The organism is Mycobacterium sp. SMC-8 (genome assembly GCF_025263565.1).
Classification (GTDB): Bacteria; Actinomycetota; Actinomycetes; order Mycobacteriales; family Mycobacteriaceae; genus Mycobacterium.
This window is the reverse complement of sequence record NZ_CP079867.1, coordinates 39450-63741: the sequence shown is the minus strand read 5'-3', so window position 1 is coordinate 63741 and position 24292 is coordinate 39450. Positions and strand designations below refer to the sequence as shown.

30 protein-coding genes are annotated in these 24292 nt (G+C 63.9%); 20 read left to right on the top strand and 10 right to left on the bottom strand.

From position 1 onward, the window contains the following. The first annotated feature begins 81 nt into the window (after positions 1-81). Positions 82-1113, top strand: a complete 1032-nt coding sequence (locus KXD97_RS32290) for an AraC family transcriptional regulator (protein ID WP_260758369.1) — start codon at positions 82-84, stop codon at positions 1111-1113. 17 nt (positions 1114-1130) lie between these two features. Here KXD97_RS32290 and KXD97_RS32285 read toward each other — a convergent pair whose 3' ends face one another. The 5 genes from KXD97_RS32285 to KXD97_RS32265 all read right to left on the bottom strand — a co-directional run bounded on the left by KXD97_RS32285 (position 1131) and on the right by KXD97_RS32265 (position 5197). Next, a complete protein-coding gene (locus KXD97_RS32285) occupies positions 1131-2165 on the bottom strand; it encodes a GGDEF domain-containing protein (protein ID WP_260758368.1) in 1035 nt (344 codons plus the stop codon). A gap of 480 nt (positions 2166-2645) precedes the next feature. Beyond that, positions 2646-3068, bottom strand: a complete 423-nt coding sequence (locus KXD97_RS32280) for a hypothetical protein (RefSeq protein WP_260758367.1) — start codon at positions 3066-3068, stop codon at positions 2646-2648. After that, positions 3068-3874 (bottom strand): hypothetical protein, encoded by an 807-nt coding sequence (locus KXD97_RS32275; protein ID WP_260758365.1) that lies wholly within the window; start codon positions 3872-3874, stop codon positions 3068-3070. The genes KXD97_RS32280 and KXD97_RS32275 overlap by 1 nt, the downstream gene beginning before the upstream one ends. A 173-nt stretch (positions 3875-4047) precedes the next feature. After that, a complete protein-coding gene (locus tag KXD97_RS32270) occupies positions 4048-4716 on the bottom strand; it encodes a hypothetical protein (protein WP_260758363.1) in 669 nt (222 codons plus the stop codon). Positions 4717-4774: 58 nt separating this feature from the next. Beyond that, complete coding sequence (locus KXD97_RS32265) at positions 4775-5197, bottom strand: PIN domain nuclease (protein ID WP_260758362.1); 423 nt, start codon at positions 5195-5197, stop codon at positions 4775-4777. Positions 5198-5804: 607 nt separating this feature from the next. On the opposite strand from KXD97_RS32265, the gene KXD97_RS32255 reads away from it, so the two are divergent. The 8 genes from KXD97_RS32255 to KXD97_RS32220 all read left to right on the top strand — a co-directional run bounded on the left by KXD97_RS32255 (position 5805) and on the right by KXD97_RS32220 (position 11070). Beyond that, the gene (locus KXD97_RS32255) at positions 5805-6050 is read left to right on the top strand and encodes a type II toxin-antitoxin system Phd/YefM family antitoxin (RefSeq protein ID WP_260758361.1); all 246 of its coding nucleotides are present in this window, start codon (positions 5805-5807) and stop codon (positions 6048-6050) included. Further along, complete coding sequence (locus KXD97_RS32250; protein WP_260758359.1) at positions 6047-6439, top strand: type II toxin-antitoxin system VapC family toxin; 393 nt, start codon at positions 6047-6049, stop codon at positions 6437-6439. The genes KXD97_RS32255 and KXD97_RS32250 overlap by 4 nt, the downstream gene beginning before the upstream one ends. A 171-nt stretch (positions 6440-6610) precedes the next feature. Further along, positions 6611-6940: a hypothetical protein gene (locus KXD97_RS32245; protein ID WP_260758505.1), complete on the top strand. Its 330-nt coding sequence runs from the start codon at positions 6611-6613 to the stop codon at positions 6938-6940. Positions 6941-7166: 226 nt separating this feature from the next. Continuing rightward, positions 7167-8042 carry a hypothetical protein gene (locus KXD97_RS32240; protein WP_260758503.1) on the top strand — a complete coding sequence of 292 codons (876 nt, stop codon included), beginning with the start codon at positions 7167-7169 and terminating at the stop codon, positions 8040-8042. Positions 8043-8240: 198 nt separating this feature from the next. After that, positions 8241-8759, top strand: coding sequence for a hypothetical protein (locus KXD97_RS32235; protein WP_260758502.1), 519 nt, complete (start codon positions 8241-8243; stop codon positions 8757-8759). Positions 8760-8830: 71 nt separating this feature from the next. Continuing rightward, positions 8831-9232 (top strand): hypothetical protein, encoded by a 402-nt coding sequence (locus KXD97_RS32230; protein ID WP_260758500.1) that lies wholly within the window; start codon positions 8831-8833, stop codon positions 9230-9232. Between the two features lie 205 nt (positions 9233-9437). Further along, on the top strand, positions 9438-10763 hold the full coding sequence (locus KXD97_RS32225; RefSeq protein ID WP_260758499.1) for a hypothetical protein: 1326 nt from the start codon (positions 9438-9440) through the stop codon (positions 10761-10763). A gap of 40 nt (positions 10764-10803) precedes the next feature. Next, the gene (locus KXD97_RS32220) at positions 10804-11070 is read left to right on the top strand and encodes a hypothetical protein (RefSeq protein ID WP_260758497.1); all 267 of its coding nucleotides are present in this window, start codon (positions 10804-10806) and stop codon (positions 11068-11070) included. Positions 11071-11125: 55 nt separating this feature from the next. Here KXD97_RS32220 and KXD97_RS32215 read toward each other — a convergent pair whose 3' ends face one another. Beyond that, the gene (locus tag KXD97_RS32215) at positions 11126-11323 is read right to left on the bottom strand and encodes a plasmid mobilization protein (protein ID WP_260758495.1); all 198 of its coding nucleotides are present in this window, start codon (positions 11321-11323) and stop codon (positions 11126-11128) included. Between the two features lie 111 nt (positions 11324-11434). Between KXD97_RS32215 and KXD97_RS32210 the strand changes: the two genes are divergently transcribed. From KXD97_RS32210 to KXD97_RS32195, 4 genes are all read left to right on the top strand, one after another. Then, the gene (locus tag KXD97_RS32210) at positions 11435-12076 is read left to right on the top strand and encodes a Fic family protein (RefSeq protein WP_260758493.1); all 642 of its coding nucleotides are present in this window, start codon (positions 11435-11437) and stop codon (positions 12074-12076) included. A gap of 79 nt (positions 12077-12155) precedes the next feature. Next, the gene (locus tag KXD97_RS32205) at positions 12156-12545 is read left to right on the top strand and encodes a hypothetical protein (protein ID WP_260758491.1); all 390 of its coding nucleotides are present in this window, start codon (positions 12156-12158) and stop codon (positions 12543-12545) included. A 281-nt stretch (positions 12546-12826) separates the two neighbouring features. Continuing rightward, entirely contained in the window at positions 12827-14593 is a 1767-nt protein-coding gene (locus KXD97_RS32200) for a hypothetical protein (protein ID WP_260758490.1), read from the top strand. After that, the gene (locus KXD97_RS32195; protein WP_260758488.1) at positions 14590-15393 is read left to right on the top strand and encodes a hypothetical protein; all 804 of its coding nucleotides are present in this window, start codon (positions 14590-14592) and stop codon (positions 15391-15393) included. Before KXD97_RS32200 ends, KXD97_RS32195 begins: the two co-directional genes overlap by 4 nt. A gap of 17 nt (positions 15394-15410) precedes the next feature. Here the strand turns inward: KXD97_RS32195 and KXD97_RS32190 are convergent, their stop codons facing one another. Beyond that, positions 15411-15821 carry a hypothetical protein gene (locus KXD97_RS32190; protein ID WP_260758487.1) on the bottom strand — a complete coding sequence of 137 codons (411 nt, stop codon included), beginning with the start codon at positions 15819-15821 and terminating at the stop codon, positions 15411-15413. 144 nt (positions 15822-15965) lie between these two features. Between KXD97_RS32190 and KXD97_RS32185 the strand changes: the two genes are divergently transcribed. From KXD97_RS32185 to KXD97_RS32165, 5 genes are all read left to right on the top strand, one after another. Continuing rightward, the gene (locus tag KXD97_RS32185; RefSeq protein WP_260758486.1) at positions 15966-16319 is read left to right on the top strand and encodes a hypothetical protein; all 354 of its coding nucleotides are present in this window, start codon (positions 15966-15968) and stop codon (positions 16317-16319) included. A 52-nt stretch (positions 16320-16371) separates the two neighbouring features. After that, entirely contained in the window at positions 16372-17001 is a 630-nt protein-coding gene (locus KXD97_RS32180; RefSeq protein WP_260758485.1) for a thermonuclease family protein, read from the top strand. A gap of 114 nt (positions 17002-17115) precedes the next feature. After that, positions 17116-17700: a hypothetical protein gene (locus KXD97_RS32175; protein WP_260758483.1), complete on the top strand. Its 585-nt coding sequence runs from the start codon at positions 17116-17118 to the stop codon at positions 17698-17700. A 107-nt stretch (positions 17701-17807) separates the two neighbouring features. After that, the gene (locus KXD97_RS32170) at positions 17808-18149 is read left to right on the top strand and encodes a helix-turn-helix domain-containing protein (RefSeq protein ID WP_260758481.1); all 342 of its coding nucleotides are present in this window, start codon (positions 17808-17810) and stop codon (positions 18147-18149) included. A gap of 31 nt (positions 18150-18180) precedes the next feature. Then, positions 18181-18606 (top strand): hypothetical protein, encoded by a 426-nt coding sequence (locus KXD97_RS32165; protein ID WP_260758480.1) that lies wholly within the window; start codon positions 18181-18183, stop codon positions 18604-18606. A gap of 152 nt (positions 18607-18758) precedes the next feature. Here KXD97_RS32165 and KXD97_RS32160 read toward each other — a convergent pair whose 3' ends face one another. Then, entirely contained in the window at positions 18759-19877 is a 1119-nt protein-coding gene (locus KXD97_RS32160) for a hypothetical protein (RefSeq protein WP_260758479.1), read from the bottom strand. A 447-nt stretch (positions 19878-20324) separates the two neighbouring features. On the opposite strand from KXD97_RS32160, the gene KXD97_RS32155 reads away from it, so the two are divergent. Beyond that, positions 20325-20531 carry a hypothetical protein gene (locus KXD97_RS32155; RefSeq protein WP_260758477.1) on the top strand — a complete coding sequence of 69 codons (207 nt, stop codon included), beginning with the start codon at positions 20325-20327 and terminating at the stop codon, positions 20529-20531. Continuing rightward, the gene (locus tag KXD97_RS32150; protein WP_260758476.1) at positions 20528-21277 is read left to right on the top strand and encodes a Fic family protein; all 750 of its coding nucleotides are present in this window, start codon (positions 20528-20530) and stop codon (positions 21275-21277) included. The genes KXD97_RS32155 and KXD97_RS32150 overlap by 4 nt, the downstream gene beginning before the upstream one ends. An 11-nt stretch (positions 21278-21288) precedes the next feature. Here KXD97_RS32150 and KXD97_RS32145 read toward each other — a convergent pair whose 3' ends face one another. Beyond that, positions 21289-23706 carry a PE-PPE domain-containing protein gene (locus KXD97_RS32145; RefSeq protein WP_260758474.1) on the bottom strand — a complete coding sequence of 806 codons (2418 nt, stop codon included), beginning with the start codon at positions 23704-23706 and terminating at the stop codon, positions 21289-21291. Between the two features lie 53 nt (positions 23707-23759). Further along, on the bottom strand, positions 23760-24158 hold the full coding sequence (locus KXD97_RS32140) for a transcriptional regulator (protein WP_260758472.1): 399 nt from the start codon (positions 24156-24158) through the stop codon (positions 23760-23762). Positions 24159-24292 lie beyond the last annotated feature (134 nt).

Below are 24292 nucleotides of genomic sequence, written 5' to 3'. Positions count from 1 at the left end.
CGAACCGGGCCGCGACCATCTTTGCTGCCCACCACCCTCCTTGTCTTGACATTTATGGACAACTTATTGACTGTAGTGGACATGCATTTGATCCGGGGGTCGTCGCTGACCGGCTTCACCTCGCTGGTCACCGCCTATGGTGGCGACCCTGATGCCGTGCTGGCACTGGCCAACCTCGACCCCGACGACCTCGGACATCGCGATCGATTCATCCCGCTGCGCAACGCCATCGCCGCGGTCGAAGACGCCGCCACCATCCTCAACATGGCCGACTTCGGCCGCCAACTCGCAATACGACAGAACATCGACATCCTCGGCCCGGTCGGCGTCGCCGCCCGCACCGCGGCCACCGTCGCTGACGCCTTCACGATCCTCGACACCTACATGAGCGCCTACAGTCCCGGAATCACCACCGGCATCAGCGCCCATCCCGACCCCGAACTGAGCCGGTTCGAATTCGACTTCACACTCAACCCGACACCCCCACACGCCCAGGCAGTCGAACTGGCCCTCGGTGTCACCCTGCGAGTCCTGCACCTATTCCTGGGCACCACCTACCGGCCCGTGGCAGTGCACCTACCCCATCCACCGCTGGGCACCAGATCCGATTACCGCCGCTACTTCGGCTGCCCACCCCAGTTCAACGAACCGACCACCGGATTCACGATGCGCGCGGCCGACCTGCAACAACCACTAAGCCACGACCCGCTCGCCCACCAACTCGCCCTGAACTACCTATCCACCACCCTTGGCAACCCCGCCCGCGGCCTTTCGGGCACCGTGTGCAGCGTCATCCGCCAACTGCTCCCTACCGGGAACCTCACCGCCGAGGTGGCCGCCCGCCAATTCGGACTGCACCCCAAAACGCTGCAACGCCGACTGGCCGCCGAAGGCACCACTTTCGCTCGACTCGTCGACCAATCCCGCCGCGACACCGCCCACCGGCTCCTGCTCGATACCGAGCTGAGCCTGCACCAAATATGCAACCAACTCGGCTACTCCGAACAAAGCGTGCTCACCCGATCCTGCAAACGCTGGTTCAACACCACACCCACCGCCCACCGCATCACCCGTGGTGGTGGCGATTCAATCACGCGAATTGAACCTAAGTAGCCCGCGGACAAAGAGATTCACTCAACCTGATGGGTTGCATTGCCCCCGTTGCGTTTCGCGTGGAACATCGCGTGGTCAGCGCGCGCAATGAGCGTGTCGAGCACCAGCTGCGGACGCTCGTTAGCAACGACGAACTGGGTGTGCTCGGCGCTAGTGACCCCCACGCTGGCAGTGACGTCCGGCGAGCCTCCCGCCGCGATCGCACGCCTGATCGCCTCAGCGCTCTGTGCGCCACGGCCAGGAACGGCGATATCGACGACGGCGAACTCCTCGCCGCCCACGCGAGCGATCAAGGCCCGACCTCCGGCGGCCGCCGTGATCAACCGGGCGCACCGCACCAACACCCGGTCACCGACAGTGTGGCCGTAGGTGTCGTTGACCTCCTTGAACCGGTCAAGGTCGACAACAATCACCACCACCGCGTCCCCGCTCGCCGCTGCACCGGAGGCAAGCAGATCACCGAAGTGCAAGTGAAGGCCGCGACGATTCAACAAACCAGTCAACGGATCGATCGCGGACTCGTTGGCGTCATTGCGTAGCGTGCGGATACCGAACTGTATCCCCAGCGGTGTCGCAATCACCGGGACCACGGCCCCGAGGATCCTGCCGGCGACAGCTCCGCCGAGGGCGTGGTCCGCGCTTGCCAGCGCGATAAACGCTACCGTTGTCGCGAGGATGAAGATGGTGTGCAGCGTCAGCGCTTTAGGCCCGTCGAAAAACATCAGATAGACCGAGATCAACGCAAAGCAGTTCAGGGCGAAAAGGCCCATGAGCCAACTCGATCCGGTCAGAGCCACAGTAGCGATACCGACATCTGAAGTGACAACGAACGCTCTTGACTGCCGACGCGTCGGCCACGGGCGAACACACCACATCACCGCCCAGAAGGCATTCACGACTGCGAAAACGATGACGACAACTTTCGGTGTCGTCAATGCGGGCTCGGCCGCAGGCAACAAGGCGGCCACGGTGATGATCGAAATCAGGCCGATGCCGGCGCCGATCATCACCCGAATAGCGCCGGCCATAGACCGCTTGGCGAAATACTGCACGTACGCGGAGTAGTCGACCGGTTCTCGCCACCATTCACCAACAAGCCGACCAAACACCAGAAAGCTCCGATGATCCCCGCGCACCCCAACCCCCTGTTCAGCCTTGCCGCAGCGGCACCAGTACCTCCCGGGGCTGAGCACGGGCTATATCGAGACGCTTCCCAGCTATCGGCAACTCCTGCGCCTCGCTGAGGCTATACGACTGCCATCTGCGTTTTCCAGCACAGGAGTCGCCGCCCACGGCAAATTATTATCTCGCCGTCAACGTGGCGTGATTGGCTGACCCATGGGCAATTCCGGCGGTGATACCGCCATGCGAGGTCGGCATGAGACCCAACGACTGGACTGATGAGTGCGGTCAAGGGCATGACAGACCCACCCACGTCCTACACATGTGCAGCCCGATCCGACTCGTACTTCCACTGCGTACACATGTAGCGCTCGTCCTGAACAGTTGGGCAGCTCAGTTCTTGGTGTTAGTTACAGATAAGCGGTGTAGGTCCCCGTCAGGCCGGCGACAGTGAACTTCGACATGGCTGTCATTCCCTGCATTTCGAGTAGCGTCACCTGCGTCTGGGCGCTGCGTACCCGTGCTCGCTCGTTGATGCCGAACTGGGCAATGAACCACGCGTTGAGCGCTACCCGCCAAGTGGCCTGACCAGGTTCCCACGGCTGGCGCGGCAGCTGCTGGATTTCCATCACCACTGCCCGGTCATCGTCAGTGACCATCTGCGGCTGCAGTCGCTCCTTTGGCAGCACGACACTGCTGCGCCACTCCGGATCGAGCGCCCCAAACCGGGCCTGTTCCAACACCTTTCCCAATAGGCCGTCACGCATAGACGCGACGTACTGCGCACCGATCTGCTGATACGCGTCCGGCGACCCCGGGGATGACATCGACATCACGGCTGCTTTCCTTCGTTGTTCATTGGCAACACCACATCGACCGGGGCGCTGCGAACGCCCACATTTCGCCAGGTGGCGGCAGTGCCGCTCTCGTCCACTTCCACGACGCTTGACATGAGCCCAGACAGACTCGTGAGCCACGGGCCTGACAACTGCCGCACGTTGAGTACTGTGTGAACGTCCAGGCAACGACCGCGCCGCAGCAAGCGGGCCAGTGCGGACAATGACTCGTCGGCTCCTGCCCGTGTCACGCGGCCTTCCCTCGTTGCAACCGGGACGAACTCCTCCATCAGGCGATCACCGTCGACCACCACGACTACCGCATGGCTGCGGTCACCCGGGTCGCTCTGCTCGGTGGCGCTCCGTCTGCGCAGTTCAGCGAAATCCCGTACCCCACACTGCTGTAACTGACGAGTCCGTTCCTCAATCAGGTGGTCGGTACCGCTAATGTCCCCCCGCGTCGTCAGCACCTCAACCCCGCGCTGAGGAGGTCGGGCGGACATCGAGTCGATCATTAGATCGACTACGCTGCGACGGCCGACTTCGGAGGTGCCGATCACCGCAATATGCGGACCGTTGCCTCCGCTCGCAGCCTCTTCAATGTCGACCCAGTATGGATGCCCGCCTGCCTTGCCGATCACGACTTGGAGTGCTTCTTCACCGTGGGACACGGCGCGTAGTGCCACCGGATACGGTGTACCCGGGAAACGCTGCTGGTGTTCACGCGCCGCGCGCTTGCGCGCATTTGAAGATGCCATGGAAATCACGAGTCCCTTCAAAGACATTTGCCCGTAGTCGCCCACATCAACAACGTGCGATCTTTGTTGGGAGCGCGTGACCCGATGAGCCTGGTCCTCGGAGAGATCTTCGGTAGCAGTACCCCGATGTGGGCGGGAGCTGCAACGCGACCGAGGGAGTCCGCCTTCGCGCAATGGCGTTGCCTACCAAGATACCTCATGGACTGCCTAATCTGGTGCTATGCGATGGACTCGTTGAGGTCCTGTTCCAGTTCGTCGGTGTAGTCGGTGATTTTGTCGCGCTCCGTGCCCAGCGCCCGCATCACGGCACGAGCTTCTGCGCTCTTGAGAACATCGGGCATCCGTGTCACCACGGCTCCCAACTGTTGGGCAGCGTTGCGCAGTCGGTACGAGCGCATCTGCGGATCGGTCCCTAGCGGGAATACGAGGCTGTTCACCGGGTCCACCTCGAACTCGATGGGTGTCTCTTCGTGGTGCCGAGGGTCATCGCTACCGGTGATGATGCGTGCATACGTGTGATCGAGGACAATCAGCCGCCGCATTTCGGACTCCATCCGCGCGACGAGGATCAGTAAGGTTCTCGGAATCTGCACGTAGACGTCGCTGACGGGCTTTCCGGGTGAAAAGCCATACGCCCGGACCGTTTCGGCCGCCTCTCGTACCTCAGCGATCAGGTATCGCACACCAGCGACGTCGCACCGAATGACATTCCCGCCCTCGCGATCTCGGCGGATCTGCTCCACCGTCTCGCGACTCCATCCCTGAAAGCGGCCACCGACGACAGCATCCGGGGCAATAAAACGGCCAGCCCTGATCTCCGAGTTGAGTGCATCTCTGCTAATCCCCAGCTCATCAGCTACTTGCGTGCTGCTCAAGTATTCCTGCATGGGGTAAGTATAGAGCTGAGCACATTTGTGTGCCACATTTGTGTGGTCGCGTCGCCAGTCAGACGGTGCCTCGTTCCACAACCCACCGCTGTTCGAAGGGGATTACGCCGGCGGCCGTCTCAAAGTCGGAGTCGTAGTGGATGACGGTTACCTCGTGATGCGCAGCGACCGCCGCGATCAGCAGATCCGCCATACCGACCGACCGATGCTGGCCCGTTCGCGCGAGCGCGCGATGAGCCTCCAGTGCCGCTTGCCACTGTTCGTCACCTGTCGGCAGATACTCATACGCCAACCGCCGATCGGACCAAAGTTGTTCGTACTCTTCGGAGCTACGCGCACTGTATAGCGCTTCGGCGTCCAGCTGTGCGGTCGTTGCGACCAGTCCGGCCTCTATCAATGGCGCCAGCCGAGCGCCGACCGGCGCCGACCGCATCCGCGCGGCCGCGCTGGTGTCGATGACGTAGCGCGCGATCAGCGCCATACGTTCCTACGCGCTTCGGGTGTCGCCATGTCTTCGAGCGCGCCTGACTGCAACCACGCGACCTGACGGGCCCGTGCCGAGGTGGCTGCCGCTTGCTGGAGTGCCATCCGAACAGTGTCGGAAACGCCCGCGGTTTTGAGTTCACGCTGTGCAGCAGCCAGGAGATCATCGTCTAAGTCGATCAGCCGTTTCGTCACCATACCTCCTGGTATATGCTGTCGAGACACTCAGTATATATCCGCTTTAGATAACTCGCCGGCCTCCCCTTTTTGTCACAGTGACGTATTGAGCCGTAACCCGTTGTAGGGCAGGGGTTTTAAGGGCTCCGCGGGAAGTGGCCGAGTGATGCTGACACGGGCTCAGCGCGGCTCGCAAGCCGCCGTCTGTGCGCCTGCGCGAAACGAACTCAGGGCGACCTTCTTCGCGGTCTGGGTGCGATCTGGCCTCACGGTGTGGCATAGTGCGGATAGTACGGACAACCAACTCTGGCAATTATCTAAGCCGAATTACCCTGCTGCACAACGCATTTGCCGATAACCTCCGTTATGTCAACTAGTCGAGCTAGCGCGCCTAGCGCGACTAGTTGATGATGGTATACGATGCGGACATGTCCCCCCCCACCACGGTCACCAGTACCGAGGCCAAGAACCGGCTCAACGCGCTGCTCGCAGAAGTCGAACGCACCGGTGTTGCGATCACCATCACCAGCCACGGTCGGCCCGTCGCGCGACTTGAACCTGTCAAACCCGTGCGGCGAACCTTTGGTCAGCTGCCGGGGCTCACCGTGGCCGACAACTTCGATGACCCGCTCCCTGAGTCGGAACTGCAGCACTGGGAAGCAGCTGGCAGTTGAAGAAAATCCTGCTCGACACCCATACGCTCATCTGGCTTGTGACCTCACCGGGCACAATCAAAAGCGCTGCTGCCGAACATCTTTCCGACCCCAGCATCGAACTGTGGGTCTCAGCTGCCTCGGCCTGGGAAATCGGCATCAAGACCCGACTTGGCCGTCTCGACGGTGACCCGCTGCTAGGTGCCTGGTCCGAAGTCCTGGCAGACATGAGTATCACCGAACTCCCCATCGACTCCGCGGACGCGATCGTTGCCGCGCGACTGCCATGGGAACACCGCGACCCCTTCGACCGGATGATTGTCGCCCAAGCGGTACGGCGATCCCTCACCATCGCCACCAGGGATCAGCACGTGCTCGCCGCGGCGCTGTCGCCCACCCTGACCGTCTAGCAATCCCGTCGGGCTGAAATGGCCGACAACTCCAAAAAGCGCCACCATCTCAATGCACCTGGCGGTTTTCGCAATACATCTGGCGGGGCACTGGATTGCTGCGGAATTCTCAACCAAGTTGGCGGTTACAGCTGGGCGCGCCTCCCAGTCGCACGCTGTATTATCGCACGGGTGTTCGAATCGTGGCCGGTCGGGATGGACCCGCCAACTCGCCAAGTGGTCGAGCCGCCCCGGGCTGTGCTGGTCGATCTTGGCGGCCTCATTGCCAACCCTGCCGACAAGTTTCGGTCAGACGAAGTGTCGATGCGAATCAAGATGGAAGGCTTGGCTTTTCGCGGCCAAGTATCTGGGTGTCTGCACGCATGGGCCCAATCAACCCGTGGCGGTTGGCTGGCGCTGGTCACCTGTACCGTGCCCACGGGCAACGGGGCCGGCAGCCTGACCATGACCCAGTGGTGCCCCGCCAACGCCATCACCCCTGATCGGGACGCCAGCCGGTAGATCCGGCCCGCCGCCGCCCCAGGGCCGGGCCACATAAGCCGGACAGGCCAGGCTTGCCGTCGCTGAGTTCGAAAAGTCACGCGTGACCGCGCGCTCGCGCCACTACCCTTCTGCCATGCCGCGAGTAACCCCGTTCGATCCTCCGCTGCGTCCGGCTCCGTTCACTGCGTGTGGCGCGGGTCTGGGTCCCAGCGCTGCGGAGCCATGCCCGTGCGGATCGCAACGCTTGTCGGCGGACTGTCACTTCGACGCGCAGACGTCCCGCTGGCAGCTACCGCCGGTCGACCCGCTGCTGTCCGGGCCGCTCACCGGCTCATCGATCCGCGGGTGTTATGCGGCCCTCACCAGTGACTGTAAGGGCAAGCTCTCCAACGAACACTGGATCAGTAAAGGAGTGCTGGTCGATGCCAGCGACGGAAAGAGGGTCCGCATCGGCGGCCTACCCTGGCAACCGGAGGGCCGTATCGACCATCTGCCACCCAGCACGCTGGGCTCAAATATTCTCTGCGAGAGGCACAACAACTCGCTATCGCCGCTTGACGCACACGCCGCGCATGCCTTCAAGGTGATGGACGACTTCTACATCGACCAGATCGGTAAGAACGATCTCGGTGGCAACCACATTGATCTCGTGCACGGCGAACACCTTGAGCGGTGGCTACTGAAGATGATCTGGGGAGCTACCGCCGCCTTCCCGACCGTGCCGCCGATTCGATCGGACATAGACCGAACAATGCTGGCCCAGTATCTTTTCCGGGACGGACGCTTGCCGACGGACTGGGGTCTCTACACGAAAGGACTCCAGCAAGGCCGGAAAAGCAACCCGGACCAGACCCTCACCGTGGGGCTTGAAAACATCGACGGCGAGCTATGGGGCGGCTCTGTCGCTGTTGGAGGGGTGGAACTCTATTTCAGCTTCGGAAAACTCACCGGTCACCGCGGCGCGACCGTCGCCCACCGACCCAGTGCGTTGTTCCTCGACCGCACCGGAACCGCCAACTGCAAGGTCGTAGCGCTGAGCTGGGATCAGGACACGACACAACTCGCTCGCGGAGTCCGCATCACCTATGACCCGGCGATAGGGACCTCACCGATCCAGTAGCCATCCACTCGCTGACTGTGAAGGCCTCTTCGGGATGCGCCCGTGAGTGGAGCTGTGTCCCTACCCGCCGCCAGGCGAAGGGCCAACTAGCGTCGTACCTGCCCTGGGAAATCTGAAAGGCGGAACGCGTTGCCGGACAAACAGGCTTGGCTCGATGAACGCGCGGCAGTCCTTGTTGCCCGCATCAGTGACCGTGGCATGGTGCTCTCCCACGAGGCGGCCCGCACGCTGCTTGCTGAACGACACACCACCGTGGCCACCCAGCTAGGCGTCAGTGAGCGGTCCGCCCAGCCCCTACTCGATGACGCCGCCCTTGATGGTCTGGCCGACGACATCGTTGCCTCGTTCACCGATGAGGAACCGGGCGAGAATCTCTTCGCGCTTGCCCGGACGGCGCACATCAGCGTGTCGGTGTTCGGCCGCTTGATCAGCGGCCTGGCCGAGACGTTGCTGTTCTACCAGAGCACGCCGGCCACCAGCGCCGCAGAACGAGCCGCGCGCCAACGCGAGACGGCACAACTGCTCTCCATCGCGGGCATGATTCAAGCCGAGCACACGCAAGGCCCCCTTGCCGCTCCCCCGGCGCTGTTCGCCCGCATAGCGCGGACCCTGACCACTGCCGCCGATCTGACCGACAACGACGCATTAACCCAAGCCCTGCGCCGCGATGCCACCCGAGCACGGACGGCGGCCACCGCAGCACCTCCCCCGCACTGAGCAGCGTAGAACTCGAAACCTCCCGCGGCGGGTCTCGGCGCGCAACCGAACCCTATGGAAGAGTCGCTGAGATGAGCCAGCCACTCGTGGGCCGCAGCGACGACCACACGCCCGTCGATCCGCCCGAGCTGGCCCGCCGCATCAACCGGCTCTTCGACGTCATGCACAAGCGAGCCGCGCCACCCATGTCGACCTCCGCGGCAGCGGAAGCCATCACCGCCCGCGGACCCGTTCACCTCAGCCCCAGCACCTTGGAACGGCTCCGCGCAGACTGTGGGGCTACCACCAGCCACGCTGAACTCACCGCGATCGCCGAATTCTTCGGTGTTTCCGCGAGCTATCTCACCGACGCCGCCGCCGGCCATTCGATCGATGCGCAGCTCGATATCCTCCGCGCCCTACGCGACACAGGCACAGGTGGCCCAATCAAGGTCGCCTACGCCTGTAGCCGGCCACCCGCGGCTCCGATCTGAGCCTCGGCGCCCCGCTTACGCCCCCACTGGCCTGAAACAGAGCCCTCGCTCCTCCACCGCCGGGACCGGCCTCAGCGGGATGGCCCCTTTGGCGCCGCGTCCCCCCGACCTCCCCCGGTATCCCGGGCGGTCGGACCGGCAGCACGCCGCCCCAACATGTCCCCCTGTTGCTCGAAGGCTGCTGACCGGGGTTTGGCACGGCGCAGTGGTCACCGTTCACTTTCGTTTCGTTTCGTTACGTTACGTCTTTTGTTTCGTCTCCTTTAGAGGCTACGAAAGTGCTATGATGGCTGGCATGACCGAAGCGAGCGACGCCGTGGCGCCGGTGCTGGACCGGTGCCACTACCCGGGCTGTTCTCGTCCCAGGCGGCCGGACCCGGCGACTGGCCGTCCTTCTCGCTACTGCGAACGGGCTGACGAGAGTGGCGGACCGGTCCACAACCGCGCGAACGCGTGGAAGGCGCGGCGCGCGGAGGCCTCCACGGGTGAGGCGCGGCCCACCGACGGTGAGCAAGTAGAGGCACCTGTCTCGATGGCGCGGGCGACCCTCGAACAGCGTCTTGATGAGCTGCCTCACCGGGTGTCTGAGTTCCGCCAGTATTTCGATGACGTTCTGGCCGGAATCCGCGCCGCCGGTGACGTCGAAGCCGCCGGCGCTGAGGTCGAGGATGCCCACCGCGACGCCCTTGCCAAAGTCACCGACGCTGAACGCCGCGCGACCACCGCGGAGCGGGCCGCACGAGCCGCTGATGATCGAGCAGCGCAGGCTCGTCAGGAACGCGAGGAAGCCGACGCGCTCGCTGAAGAAGCTCTTGCCGAGGTGGAGCGACTTCGCACCACTACCGAGGCGGACATGGCCGAACTACGCTCTCGGGCCGACGCAGCTGTTGCAGCGGCAGAAGCCAGCCTTGCCGATGCTCGCGCCCGGTTCGATGAGCAAATCGAAGAACGGGACCGCCACGTCGAGGCTGCCCGCGACGCCGTGAACGCCGCGCGCATTGAGTCCAGCGCAGCCCAAGCAGCACTGGCCGCGGCGAATGAATCGGCTGAGCGTGAACGGCTGACCGCAGCTCAGTTGCGCGATCAACTCGACCAAGCCCGAACGGATTCCGAGGAAAAGCAGGCCGCCCTGCACGGCCAGATCGACACTGCACGCGAGGAAGCCCGCGCTGCCACGGCCGAGGCCGCGGCACTACGCGTCGACCTCGCTACAGCTCACGCGCGAGTCGAGTCGATGCAACGAGCAGCCGAGACCGAGCGTGCCACCGTGTCCACCCTCACCGCCGAGCTTGATCGTGTACGCGCCGAACAACGATCAGAACGGGAACGCCTCGAAGCTACCCACGCGCAGCAGCTCGCGCTGGTGCAGCGCAACGCAGACGAACGCGTGCAAGCCCTCAACGACGCGCTCACCCACACGCGACAAACGGCTGGGACCTCCAGTAGCGATAGCCCCGCCCGCGCCGAGAAGACGACCCGGAAACGTCCTACGAGCAAGAGGGCCACCGCCCCGACGCCCCCCAGCGGGTAGCACCGCCCCTACCCGCAGGAAGCTGCATGAAGGCGGACACATGATCCCGAATCAGCTGCCCAACGTCTGGCTCGGCGAAGCCCGCGCACACCTGCATGCATCGGTGCGAGCCATGGCTCAGCCGCGGCTGAGGATCGTCCACGCCCGTAAAGCCTGGACTTTCGCCATGTACGTCCTGATCAACGAAGCCGACGACGCCCAACCCTCTGAACTCGACGCAGCCGCCGTCTTTACTGACGAAGCGGTCGGCCACATCACCGCGGCACGTACAGAACTCGACGGTCCGCAGCCCTCGTTCCCGCAGTGACGGCCCCCTCGGTCAGACAGGAAGCCAACGGCTGCGAGGTGGTTGATAGGTGCAGCTAATCGGCTTCTGGTCGGCCCCGAGACCGCCTGCGGGCCGCGGCAACTGCGCGATCACGAACCCACGCCGACACGGCCTGTCCATCCGCCTCGGCAGCGGCCTCAATGATGTCGCGCTCATCCTCGGTGAACCGCACCGGCACCACGGCGTTGCGGCGCTGCCCCGCCTCCAAAGGCGGTCTTCCAGGAGACGGCATACGACGATGATAATCGACTACGCAATTCTCATGCACTTACTTGATTAATCGACTACACTAAAGGGTATGAACGCAGCCGACCAAGACGACCGCGCCGTGGGTCGACTTACCGTGACTGACCTTGCTGGCGTGGTCTATTCGTCGGGCAGGGTGTTTGACGGCCTGTCCACTGGCCGTCTGGACACCGAGAACTTCCTGCGGACCGGCAGCCTTGACGGCGTTGCCTCACGCGCGGACCTAGCGCTGCTGGAAGATCTGCGCGACGCGGCCCAATTCGTGATCGACCACGCCTCCCATCGAATCGACGCCGGATTCGTGCGGGCCATCAACGCCACCATCACCCGCAGCGGAGCCCTGCATCCCGGGCAGCTGCGCACTCAGGACCAGGCCATCGGCGTCACGACACCGTACGGTCGGCACTCCCCCGAAGCCGTCACCGACGACCAGCTCCAAATCCTGCTCGACAACGCGACCCGCAGCCCTGAGGCCGAGGAAAACGCACTCGACCTGTTCATCAACCTCGCCAAAGCACAACCGTTTGAGGACGGCAACAAGCGCACCGCCGTCTTCGTCGCCAACAGCCTGCTCATCGGCGCCGATGCCGGTGTCTTGCTCACCATCCCGGTCGATGACAACGACCCCGGTGTTGCGAGAACGTTCAACGACCTGCTGGCCAAGGCCTACCTCTATGACGAACACGAGGCAGTGAAAACACTGCTACGGCGTGCCGGGCTCACCCGGATCAGTCGATAACCCCAGCGCGCCCGTTCCTTCGCCATGCCGAAGGCCGACGCAGCGACTCACACCAACGGAGACAAGGACACTCACGACAATGCGCACCGACGAAGCCACATCACTACTGACCTTTGAAATCGAGGGGCCGGGATATCCCGGCGGCTACTACACCCCGGCCGAGGAATGGGTGCGAGCAGAGCACGCCGCACGGTGGCTCGCGCTGGCGCTTTATGACTTCGGCGCCATTAGAGGTGACCGTGAGGCTGAAACGAAGCGAAAGGCGCAGGAGTTTGCGCCGCTGATCGAGCAGGTGAGCACGACCCATTCCTGGGTTGAGGGTGGCCACACGGTCACCGTGATCCGCATGGATGCCGCAGCGAGCGACCCCACCAATATGGGGACCATGGACGTTCGCCGGCGGATTCGTCAGCGACAACGAGATCTGAGCAGCGCAACCGCCACAGGAAAGGGTGCCGGCAATGGCTAGTAATGCGATCACGCGCGGGTTGGACCAAGCGGAACGATGGACCCAGCGCTGGCTCCACACCCGCATCGGAATGCTCGTTTTCCTCGCGATCGTTACGGCATGGGCGATAGCGTATGCAGGCACGCTCAAAGGCAACTGGAGTCCAGCGGTCATGATCGCCGCGACGCTAATCCTGATCGGGTTTCTGTGGATAGCCGCCTTGCGGCGTATCTGGCGCTCCACGCGGTGGACGCCTGAACCGCACGAACGTCGATCGTAGGTCTGCACCTCCAGGCTCCCGCATGATCGAACCCATAGTCGAAGACTCGTCGCGCCCGGTGGGCGAGCTGATTGAGGACTTCGACGTGATTGCTGATCAACTGATCCCGTACAGCCAGCTCCCACCACGCCTGGCCGCCTACAGCGAGGTATATCGCTACTGGCGAGATATCGGTGCGCACTCTTCGAAAAGCCTTACCGCACAACCAGGCATCGGCCTCAGCGCCCTGGCCGCGATCACCGATACCGCCCGCCGCGCCATTCGTAGCACAACAGCAAGCCACCCAGACACCGCCGTCGGGGCTGCCGCCAAGCTACTCGACCAGCTCGACACCGAGACCCGCATCATCCTCACTACCCGAGTGTTTCCACTGGACCCCACGCCCACCGCCCAGGTGGCAGCGATCCTCGGCTGCGCCAAAGCCAGCGTGTCGCGCGGGACCCGCCGCGCCGAACGCAAACTCGCCGGCCTGCTTACCCACCCCGAACACGAGGCCCTGCACCGTCACGCCGAGCGGATCGCCCAGCGACTCGGCCCCTACCTACCGGCCCAGGTGGCCGCCGCTGAACTCGCCCAGACCGGTCAGACACTGACCTGCGACACCGCAGCGTTACTGTTGCATACCGCCGGTCCCTACCGTCGCCACCTGCACTGGCTCGAAAACACCGGAACACGCGGCCGCGAACACATCGACACTACCGCCGGACACGCCTTGACCGCGGGTGCGGGAGCGCTGCGGACTACCGAACTGACTGCCCTCTTGGCGGCCGCGGGGATGCACCCTGACGCGATCGACACCTACCTCACCCAGACCTACCGCCACAGCACGATCGCGGGCCACCGCATCACCCACACCGCCGCAACCACAGCCAAGATGGCGGCCGCGGTCCTGCACGCCCACCAACGGCCACTGACCATCGAAGAGGTGCGTGCCGATATCGGCCTTGCTGTCTCACCCGGCTCGGTGGCCACCGTGCTCTCAGACCACAAGGAGTTCGCACGGGCCAGCCGCACCACCTGGGCGCTGCGCGTATGGGAGCTACCCGAGTACACCAGCATCAACGAGGCCATCGCCCGCTACATCGATGCCCATGGCGGTCGTGTCCGTACCACTGAGCTGCTCAACGACCTCCAGGCCACATACCCCGACATCAGCGCACGATCGCTGCGCACCTACCTCGCCACACCCCGATACATCACCCGAGATGGCCACAGCCGCCGGCGCACCGCCGCCGACCCCGCCCCGGCAAGCAGACCCCTCAACCAGGCCCGGGGTGTGTATCGCACCAACACCCAAGTCATCCGGCTTGCCCTCCCCGTCACCCCGGAACTGCAGCGCGGATCCGGACGCAGCATTGCCGTGTCCGTCGCGCGGGCCGCGCACATCGCCCTCGGCGGCCAGCAGAGCTTCACCAATCCCGACCACAGACCCATCACCGTCACCTGGGTGACCAACGCGAGCAACAACGCACGCATCGGCTCGCTGCGCACCCACGCCCAACAGCTCAACGCCGCTGTCGGGGACACGCTGATCCTCACCTTCAACACCCACCGCCGCACGTACACGATCGCCACACTCGACACGAGAGCACCGGCCACCGAACAACTCGCCCAACTCACCGGCCGCGATACACGAGACCCGTACGCTGCCATGACCGCCGCACTGGACAACCCGCAGTCAAGCCCCGAGGACATCCTTCGTCGGCGCGGCGACACGGACGTGGCCGACCTCCTCAAGCGAGCATGCGTGGAAGCTGGCACTCACGCCCACCGAATCGAGCCCTCATGAGACCCACCTCCGACGACGCACCCACAGCACCACTTCCCGACCTCACCGAGTTCTTCACCTGGTCTGCCGCCGATGACCCACACCCGTATGCGCCGCCGGCCACCGACCTCGCTGCCAGCGGTACCGCCCGCAGCGAATCCGTCAGCTCCCAGACATCAGACCGGGGCGCGAGCTTCGACCCAACAACCGCGATCACACCGATCCGACGCCCACCGCGAATGCAGCGCCCCCTGGTGATCCTGTGGTCGATCTTCGCCGTCGTTGCCACCATCGCGGTCGTGCTGTGGGTGATCCTGCTGTGGCCCTCACCCGAGCCGCCGGAGGCCACGAACGCCCCGACCGCCTCCGATGACACCACGACAGCCGCAGCGGAACTGCTGCGCCGCAACCTGCCACCTGGATATCGACCATCGGACTGCACGGCGACCACTGAGCCGCCACCGGCCATCGCTGGCGTGCGCTGCGGGCCACACCCCGCCATCGCCGAGGCAACGACCGCGCACTACACGCTCTATGACGCCACCGCAGACCTCAATGCCGCATTTACCGACGTCACCACCTCCACCACCGCGCAGGTGTGCCCAGGGGCCGACGGCGGCTACCAGTCCCCGGGCGCGTGGCGCCGCAACGCCAACCCCGAAATCATCGCCGGAACCCTACTGTGCGGCACCAACCAGGCCAGCCAACCGATGGTCGCCTGGACCACCACATCGACGCTCGTCCTGGCAACAATCCGCGCCGACACACCCCAGACGCCAACCCTGCAACAGCTCTACACCTGGTGGTCCAGCCACTCCTGACCAGCGGCAGCGCTGCCTCAGACCCGAGCTGCCACTCGTGCCGCGTCGTCCAACAGCCCGCACCCGAGGTAACCGACCTGCGCGGCGTTGAACACCCCTGACTCGCCCACTGCCGGGTCGAGGACCACCGCAGCGTGCACGCCAAGGTTCTCAATCCCGGACTGTAGAACCTGATTGCTGGCCGCTGGGGTCACCACCAGTGCGCTCACGCACAACGAACTCCCATCCTCGGACAAGAGGGCTTCACTAATATGGCCCCGCTCCGTGGATTCGTCCAGCCTGCACCACATCTCGGCCGCTACTCGACACAACCAGAACCGACCCGGCAGATTCGAGCGCAACCGTCCGGCAACCGACAGCTCCAGCGGTAGCCGCGCGGCAATATCAGTATGGGGAAACCCCCGCAAACTATGAAGCACCACGGCCACGCTTCCGAGCATACCTCCTGCAGCAGTCAGCAGAAGTGGCGTCGGCGCAAACGGATCGGGCCGCGCCGAGTTTCCTACTCTGCCCTTGGAGATGGTGTCGAAAACGTGTTCCCACGCCACTATTAATCGACTACACTAATTCTTATGAGTACACCGGATATAGCGGTCCTGCAATTGATTACACTTGAACAAGCCGACGACTGGGCAGGTTTCCGGCTCACGTCAGGGCAGCTCGAACGCCTTTCCGTGGCGATCCCCCAGTCATCGATCCCTGATGCCATAGCAACGATCATCGACGGATTCGACATCAGTGACGACGATGCTGCGTGCCGCGACCCGTTCGATGAAGGGTGTCGCGAATCCCTTGATGACGGGCAGGGCTGGGCCGGGTGCTGTGGGGGATGCGCAGACCGCATGGAGGGGTTGCACAGCGAGGACGAGTGGGGCGATGACTGCCAGCCATCCGAGGACCGCAGCCGGTGTATTACGTGTCGCTGAAAGTCTCCAGTCTCAACAAGACCACCGCCCGATAGACGTACTAGGAGAGAACATGATTGACCGCCTGGCCTATCCGCTGGATTCCGTCGTAAGGAACGGCCACCATACCCTCATGACCGCCCTATCTGCCTCCGGCCGCGTACTCGCTGCACTCCTGGGCGCGGCCGCGATAACCCTCGCCGGATGTCACAGCCCTTCATCGTGGACGGCGAACACTGCCACTTCCGCCACCTATCCGCCGATGCCGGCCACCGATGTGATCGACGGTCCCTTTCCTGTAGTACGTGTCATCGACGGTGATACCATCGTGGTCGAAATCGACGGTACGCCAACGACTATCCGCCTGATTGGCGTCGACACACCTGAACTCGTTGATCCGCGCAAGCCGGTTCAATGCTTCTCGCGTGAGGCCTCCGAGTACACCAAGGCGATGCTCACCGGCCAGTCGGTTTACCTCGAATACGATCCCAGCCAAGACCGCATCGACCGCTACGGCCGCGGCCTGGCGTATGTCTGGACGACCGCCGGGCAACTGGTCAACCTAGACCTCATTGCCGGCGGCTACGCCAACGAGTACACCTTCAACACACCGCACCGCTACCAGGCGGAATTCCAGGCCGCCGAGTTCGCCGCCGCCGACGAGGCCCGCGGCTTGTGGTCACCTGAGACCTGCCCCGCCTAACCCTCACGGACACGGTATCGGGCGGCTACAACCATCCGAAAGGTGGTAGTCTATACCCATCCACTTAGCGAAAGCTGTTGATCCCCACAGCATCCGAGGAAAGGACTGCACTCCATGGACACTCAGCCTGCCCCGGCCGAACACACGGATGCCCTCCATGCACGCATCCGCACCAGCCAGCTCAACGCGTTCGAAAAGTCGCTACGCGACCACCTGGAAAACCCGCCCACGACGTGGACCGTAGCCAAGAAGTCCGACCGCTGCTGGGCCATAGTCGACGTGCACGGGACGCCACGAACCGCCACCCGCTACACCACGAAACGTGCAGCCATCGAGGCCCACGGCGACCGCCAGCACGACCGGCAATGGCAGGACCGCACCCACTGGTATCTCGGAGAGGTCGACGCCCGGTCCAGACCGCTGGAGCCCGACGAGACAGCCATCGTTGACCGGGTGATCTCCGAGACCAGCCCCGACCTCGAATGGGTCGATCGCAACGGCCTGGCCTGCCGCGCCGAAATGACGTGCGCTGGTGCGGCGGCAATCCACCAATTTGACGGGCGCGGATTCGACGTCTGGGGCTACGACCGTGACGGTCGATACGCACCAGCGTATGACCGAGCGCCGTTGCAAGCCAGCCCATTTCCGGTCCGTGACGACACGGTACCCGCGGTACAACCCGCCAGCCACAGGTGGTGAGCACTGTGACTCACCCACGCCCGCTGGTGGCCTTTCACCCACCACCGCGAGTACGCTATCGGCAAGAAGTCGCGGTGGTGAAACCGCACGTGAAAGGACCGCCGTCCATGTCTGCAACCAAGGCCGTTGCCACCACCGCTGAGGAACGCAAGCGCGCCGGCCTGGCCGCTCGCGAGTTGCAAGCGCAGGCCGACCGTGCGCTGCTGGCACGGATCATGCCAGTCGTCGGCCGCAACATCGCGCAGCGACGCGAGACCCTTGGCTTGTCTCAACGCGCACTCAGTGACCAGGCCAGTGTCGACCGTATCTTCCTGCGCGGCGTGGAAGCCGGCGAACGCACACCCACCGTGGTCTTTCTGGCCAAGATCGCGCCCCCGTTGCAGACCACCGTCGCTGCGCTCACCAGAGGCATCGAGCAGGCCATGGGCATGCCGGCGCACGACTCCTAACCACCGGCGACTCCAGGGAGGGCATCACCGCATGGAACCGTTCGACTCTTCCCCACCAGGCCGAAGCGCCCAGTCACCTCCCGCCGCGGCTCCCTACGTAGCGGCCGTCCGACCGTTCCACGCCATCAGCGCCGACGATCAACAGCCCGTCGCACGCGTACGACTGACCAACGGCCTGACCTACCTGAGCTGGCACCACGTGCGACACGACGACCTGGCGGCGGTCACCCACCGACCGGCAACCTACTGGCTTCACATCGACCGCCACGCCCACGACGTTGTTGCCCGCATCCGCACACTGAGCGCTACTGGTGCGCTGCCGCCGATCGCCTGCTTCACCGAGCTGCGCCATCACATCGACCCCCAGGCCGGGTGGACCCCGGAGATCGCCGCGCTCTCACCCGAGGAGTGGACGGCTGTGCAACACCGCGTCACCGACATTCTGCGCAGCAACTAACCACCACCAAGAATTCGTAGGATCTGAATCCCCCACTCGCCGCCACGAAGCCGCTGAGCCCATCATCTCGGGTCAGTTCGACAGCGGGATAGCAGTGCGCCCGCGTCTCTGGCCGACGGGGGACTCGACCGCGCAGGCACACTGCTATCTGCTCAGAATAGCGAGTCGCTATTGACGTTCGCCCACATACGGTCAAATCCTTTGCGCTGCTTGTCCTCTACCACGGCGGGCGCGACCACCCGGAAGTGCTCACAACCCGGCCCGGCGGGCAGGTGATGACGCACGATACCGCCAGATCCCACGATCCGCTGCCCTGGGCTGTTCGCAAGGTATGCATCCATGGCATCCTCAGGCCCCATAGCGAGCCTGCGCACAGACCGCGCCGTCACGCCCCGCCGACCGCCCACGCCCGCCGGTGTGACACGACGGACGTCGTACACCGCGAAACCCGACTCGGTGAAGACCCGCCGAAATTCGTCTTCAACAGCGGTCAAGCCCGCCTCCTGGACCATCTGCGCCACACTGCTACCCGCTATCAACGTCTGACGTTCGTTGAGCCGCCGCGCTGTCGCTTCGATGAGCATCGCCCGCGCCCCGGCCGCCGGCTCCTGACGGTACCGCCCAACCATTGCGGCCCGCCCACGGGCACTCGTCAGGGCAAAAACACAGTACGAACAGCACGACTTCTCCCACGCCACACCGAGATTGGCGGATACGTAGTCATGGCAGGCTTGTCGGTCAAATCCTGCCTCTATCAACGGATACCAACCGGTGCGCTGTGTGGTGTTGTACCTACGGTCCTTCTCGGCTCGACCCTGCTCACCGGACTCGAACCCAATGACATGCCGATACGGTTGCCCCGCTGTGAGTTTCGCAATCACCGGGTCCAAGGCCCACCCTTTGGCATGCATACTGCACTTCCGAGCTCCCCCGAGCTGTGGCAGCGTGCCAGCAGAAAGCATCTCATCGGACAGCCGGTATGCGCCCTCTGCATACAGTTTCTGCGGATCCGTCGAGTCATCCAGCACGACAACACCTTCACCGCCCGCCGTTGTCACCCGCTGGTCCCGGGCGCACTGGACGTAGCGGACGCCAAACTCTCGAAACAGCGGCAGCATCAGGGACTCCACCGCGACCGCAGTAGAGCTGAACTCGTCTCCCACCATCGCCGTGACCACCACCATGTCCTCCACGGCGAAGTCACGGGTCGAGGGTTCCCGCAGCCACCGCAACAGCAGGCACGTTGAATCCAGGCCGAGGCCGTAGGACACGACCACCGACGGTGGGCGCGAAGCGTGCAGGCCGGTTAGTTCCAATTCTGGTGTGGCACAGACAATCATTCGTAGATCAGCTCTCCGCTAGGGTGGTCTATAGCCTACCATTGCTGATAGGCTATAGACCACCGTTACTTACGGCCGTGAGCCCAATCTCCGACACGAGAGGTGATGCCCCGCATGAACTCCAGCGCTTCTGACGACTCCCCGATCGCCTACTGCCTCAACGAGGACCACTGCGACGTACCTATCGCTTACACGCTCACGCCAGCGGGCATGGGGGCGGCGACCCATGCAGCTGCTTGGCTCACTTCGGGAAGGTAGGCCGGGCTCAGGATCGCCTCGATACCCGCCCATCCCAGGCTGGACTGCCTCGTAGAACCTGCACTCCCACGTTTTCTGTTGACGCAACCCATCGAAACGAAAGAAACTACAATGCCTCTCATGAGCCAGCTCCAGCGCCGACCGGTGACCTACACCCCAGAGGAGGCATCATCTCTGGCCATCGCCGCCGCCGGCCTCGCCGGGTTCCCCGACAGCGACTCTGTTCGCGACCTCCTGGCCCGTATGGACCGTGGTGAACTCAACGAAGATCAAGCTGCCGCTGAGGTGGTCGCCCGCTTCACACAGCCGGGATTCAGTGACAGGTGACGTCCTACGACACGTGGGATAGCTACTTCTGGCCTGATGCGCCAGGTGTACTCAAGAACAAATTCGGCATCAAGAACTACCCCGACCTAGCGGTTGCAGAAGCGCATGCCGTCGCGCCCCGCATGCGCGGCATCATCCTCGATGACCCCTCCGCGCTTCCCGAGACCGTCGACCTCGATTACTACCGCCGCGTGCATTACCGCATCTTCCAGGACGTGTACGCGTGGGCCGGAACCACGCGACTTGTTCCGGAGAACGCGATGGCAAAGCAGTGGCGCGATGTCGTCAACTTCGCTCCAGACGACCGGTCCGCCCCATGGGTCACCTACCGCTACCCAGCAGGGCGTCTCGTGGACGAACAAGCCACAGCTGTATTTTCCCAACTCCAGCACGCATTGAGTGACCCCGTAAACCTTGCCCCACAAGCGTTTATCCCGACGATCGCCCGGCACTGGGGACAACTCGATCAGGTCCATCCCTTTCGTGAAGGCAACACGCGCAGCCAAACCATGCTGATGGCCACCGTATGCCGCAAATACGGCTACGCCCTCGATGGCGTGCAGCTGCTCGCACGTCGGGAAGAGTTCATCGGTGCCCGCTACCACGGGCACAGCACCGGGCAGTACGGCCGCCTCACCGCGCTGCTGTTGGACTCCGTAGAACCTCGGTCGACAGAGCAGGTCACTGATCAAGAACGCCGGTGGGCCCAGTCCCTCGCTCCCCCCGGCCACGGCCTCAGCCTGTAGCCGCCCGGTAATTAGTCCTGCGAAGAAGCAGGAGCAGAGCGGCCTCGTGCCTCAGAACGCGAGTCACCGGCCGCGGTGGCGTCAGAGCGAGCAGTTTTCGACCCGTCGCTGGCACCATCTGGGCGGACCGATCCCCTTGGGGTGTTGCTACCGCGATCACTACGTCGCTCGATGCGGTTGCTCGTATTGCCAGCACGGTCGGCCGAGGGCGCGTCGGACCTACCTGGCGATACGCCGGCCTCGTCGTCCGGGCGGTCCTGCCGGTCCCGGCTTCCCTGCTTGGCTGCTGGTTTCGGTGTTGCGGCCGCGGACTCCTCGGACCCAGATGTGGTGGTCGGCTTCTCGTCGTCATCGGCGGTCTCGTTTGTCCGACCCGCGATCTGATTGCCGTTGGTGGTGGGCGCTGGTCGCTGGGCATCCTCAGCCGGGTCGGGGCTGCTCACCCGTTCGGCAGTCGCTGTGGGTTCGGGCACCGTGGTCTCGGGTGGGGTCTCCAGTGTGATCGTCGTGCTGTTTGCCGCCGGGGTGTCGGTGATCGCGGGAGACTGGACTGTCGTGGTGGATATCGCCGTTGCTCTCTGCTGTGAGCTGTCGTTGGTCGATTCCAGCGCTGGCGGCGAAGTGATCGGCTTGAGCCCGAACAGACCGCGTACGCCGTTGTTGAGACCGTCCCCGACCTGGTTGACGAGCCTGTTGGTGCCGAGCATTGGCCCGTTGAGGTCCACACCGAGGTCTGTTGCCGCGCCCAACACATCATCGACCACCCGGTTCAGCTGCGCGGTCACATCATCGAGCGCCCTGGCGAGCGGCTGCAAGGCAGCTTGCATGTCGTTCATCACCGGGTTGAGCTGGTCCCGTACGTGCTCCAGAGCCTGCGACAGCCCCTGTGCGACAGCCACACTGACGGCATTGCGATAGAGCAGATTGCCGATCTCGGAATTGCCGAAGACCGTGAACTCACCTTTGGCGGGGTTAAGAAGATTGGTCTGCAGACCGGTGATGACCGAGTTGAACACGGTTTGCGGAGTCTCCAGGCCCATCTGCCAACTGACCGGGTTCTGCCAAAACTTTGCCTGGGTTCCGGCCTTGTCCCAGCCCCGGGTGAACGTGGCCACGCCGTCGGCGTCGGTGGTCATTGTGACGTCGTGATACCCCTGGGCGACCAGCTGGGTCAGCACATCGGCGAACGAGTCCGACAGCGTGGTGGAGAAGCCGAATCCTGGCAGGTAGCTCAGAGTGCGTGGGATGAACTGGATGGGTTCGAGTAGCGGCAGCCGCCCCGAATCATAGGTGACGTAGAGGTTTCCGTCGGCGCCGACGTCGACGTGCAGCAAGCTCATCACGTCCAGGGTGTCGAGCAGCCCGTTGATGGTGCCAGCGCCCACGCTGCCGCCGGTGATGTCGCTGATCACGTTGAAGAACGCATCGACGTTGGGGGGAAGCAGGTAGGTCGGGGCAACCACGCCGACGCCGGTGTTGAGCCATGCCAGTGGGTTGAGCAGGGTCGAGGGTGCATCGGAGATGATGTCGTAGGCGGCCCCGAAGTCCCACACCGTGACATTGCCGTCCATGACGGTGATGGGGATGCCGAAGCCATTAGTGCTCTTGTGCGACGCGGTTCCGTCAGCGTTCGACAGGTTCAGCCCGACTGTGGAGGACAACGGGTTGAGTAGTGAGAGAATTCCGCCCCCGGTCCGCGAGGGGTTGCGCACCGCAATCGCGAGGATCGCGGTCTTGGCGAACGCTGGGTCGTTCAGCAGTGTCGGAGAGGCCAAAGCGAAGTTGGTACCGCCTAAACCGATGGCGGGCACGATCGCCAGCTTGCCGGCGTCGGAGAAGAACGGACCATCCCAGGCCCCGGGCACATTCAACGGTAGTTCGCCGATGAGGGTTTCGAGGATGTCGGTGTCGATACCGGTCAGATCGCCCAGCAATCCGATGATCACCGCGGCGGCATCTCCGGCGGCGAGCGCCGTCTTCACTGCTGACAGTGTGGCTTGGGTGGCGGTGGACCACTGCAACGTGTTGATCTGGTCGATGGTCCCGGCCGGCCCCAGCGGTGGGACGGCAATCTCGGGGATCGCGATGTTGCCCAGGATGGGCAGGTTGATGCCGGTTTGCAGGGCGACGAGCAGGGCGGCCACGTCTTCCACGGTGCGCTTGAGGCCTTGCCCGGCGTCACCGGGGATGAGCTGCGCCAGACCGGCCAGTCCGTTCATGAAGTCCTGCGCGGTGCCCATACCCAGGCTGCGGAATGCCTGCGGAATTGGCCCGATCGGATACAGGCCGGTCGACGCGGCGAGGTTTACTTGCGCGTCGACCAGGCGTGGCGGGGCGGGCGGTTCCGCAACGGCGGCTGCGGTGGTCAGTGCGGTGACTGTTGCTGCGGCAATGACGGTAGCGGCGAGCCGAGATACATTGGTGGACATCAGTTCTCCTAACAGTGTGTCGGGGATGAAGCGTGGTTGGCTGGCGCGAAGGACTAGATTCCGGCGGCGGACATCAGCTGATCTCGCGCGGCAGCAGGTAGATCGGCCAGCATCGAGGTGAGCCGACGAACATCAGGGTTGTGGGCGAGTTCAAGCCAGTCGAGTTCGGCGTCGAGCGCCTCTCGGTACCGGCTCTCAGGGTCGGTGAAATACTCACTGTTGATTCCGAAGAAGGCCGCGATCAGCTTGACCGTGGACTCCGACGGCCGGCTACGCGCACCTGTGCGAAGCTGCGACAAGTACGGCGCCGAGAGTCGAAGACCCCGGCTCGCCGCCCACTCGACCAGCTCCATGCTGGTGTACGCGTCACGTCCCGGCGGGTAGATGGTGTCGAACAGTCGATTCAGTTGTTCAGCAAAGCTTTTAGGACTCACTGTTTGTGGTGCCGCCATTCGGGATCTCCGTTCCTTTTTGTACTGCCGGTGCTGTCGCTGTGAGATTCCGGCTCGTTCGCCGAACCACTACTTCGAGGTCTGCGTCGTCACCGAAGGCGGCGATCATCCGCTGAAGCACGTCACCTACGTGG

Coding starts and splice junctions, on each gene's coding strand:
- KXD97_RS32290 (WP_260758369.1), top strand. CDS start 82: ATGCATTTGATCCGGGGGTCGTCGCTGACCGGCTTCACCTCGCTGGTC.
- KXD97_RS32280 (WP_260758367.1), bottom strand. CDS start 3,068: ATGTCGATGTCATCCCCGGGGTCGCCGGACGCGTATCAGCAGATCGGT.
- KXD97_RS32270 (WP_260758363.1), bottom strand. CDS start 4,716: ATGCAGGAATACTTGAGCAGCACGCAAGTAGCTGATGAGCTGGGGATT.
- KXD97_RS32265 (WP_260758362.1), bottom strand. CDS start 5,197: ATGGCGCTGATCGCGCGCTACGTCATCGACACCAGCGCGGCCGCGCGG.
- KXD97_RS32255 (WP_260758361.1), top strand. CDS start 5,805: ATGTCCCCCCCCACCACGGTCACCAGTACCGAGGCCAAGAACCGGCTC.
- KXD97_RS32235 (WP_260758502.1), top strand. CDS start 8,241: ATGGTGCTCTCCCACGAGGCGGCCCGCACGCTGCTTGCTGAACGACAC.
- KXD97_RS32230 (WP_260758500.1), top strand. CDS start 8,831: ATGAGCCAGCCACTCGTGGGCCGCAGCGACGACCACACGCCCGTCGAT.
- KXD97_RS32220 (WP_260758497.1), top strand. CDS start 10,804: ATGATCCCGAATCAGCTGCCCAACGTCTGGCTCGGCGAAGCCCGCGCA.
- KXD97_RS32215 (WP_260758495.1), bottom strand. CDS start 11,323: ATGCCGTCTCCTGGAAGACCGCCTTTGGAGGCGGGGCAGCGCCGCAAC.
- KXD97_RS32205 (WP_260758491.1), top strand. CDS start 12,156: ATGCGCACCGACGAAGCCACATCACTACTGACCTTTGAAATCGAGGGG.
- KXD97_RS32200 (WP_260758490.1), top strand. CDS start 12,827: ATGATCGAACCCATAGTCGAAGACTCGTCGCGCCCGGTGGGCGAGCTG.
- KXD97_RS32195 (WP_260758488.1), top strand. CDS start 14,590: ATGAGACCCACCTCCGACGACGCACCCACAGCACCACTTCCCGACCTC.
- KXD97_RS32185 (WP_260758486.1), top strand. CDS start 15,966: ATGAGTACACCGGATATAGCGGTCCTGCAATTGATTACACTTGAACAA.
- KXD97_RS32180 (WP_260758485.1), top strand. CDS start 16,372: ATGATTGACCGCCTGGCCTATCCGCTGGATTCCGTCGTAAGGAACGGC.
- KXD97_RS32175 (WP_260758483.1), top strand. CDS start 17,116: ATGGACACTCAGCCTGCCCCGGCCGAACACACGGATGCCCTCCATGCA.
- KXD97_RS32170 (WP_260758481.1), top strand. CDS start 17,808: ATGTCTGCAACCAAGGCCGTTGCCACCACCGCTGAGGAACGCAAGCGC.
- KXD97_RS32165 (WP_260758480.1), top strand. CDS start 18,181: ATGGAACCGTTCGACTCTTCCCCACCAGGCCGAAGCGCCCAGTCACCT.
- KXD97_RS32155 (WP_260758477.1), top strand. CDS start 20,325: ATGAGCCAGCTCCAGCGCCGACCGGTGACCTACACCCCAGAGGAGGCA.
- KXD97_RS32145 (WP_260758474.1), bottom strand. CDS start 23,706: ATGTCCACCAATGTATCTCGGCTCGCCGCTACCGTCATTGCCGCAGCA.
- KXD97_RS32140 (WP_260758472.1), bottom strand. CDS start 24,158: ATGGCGGCACCACAAACAGTGAGTCCTAAAAGCTTTGCTGAACAACTG.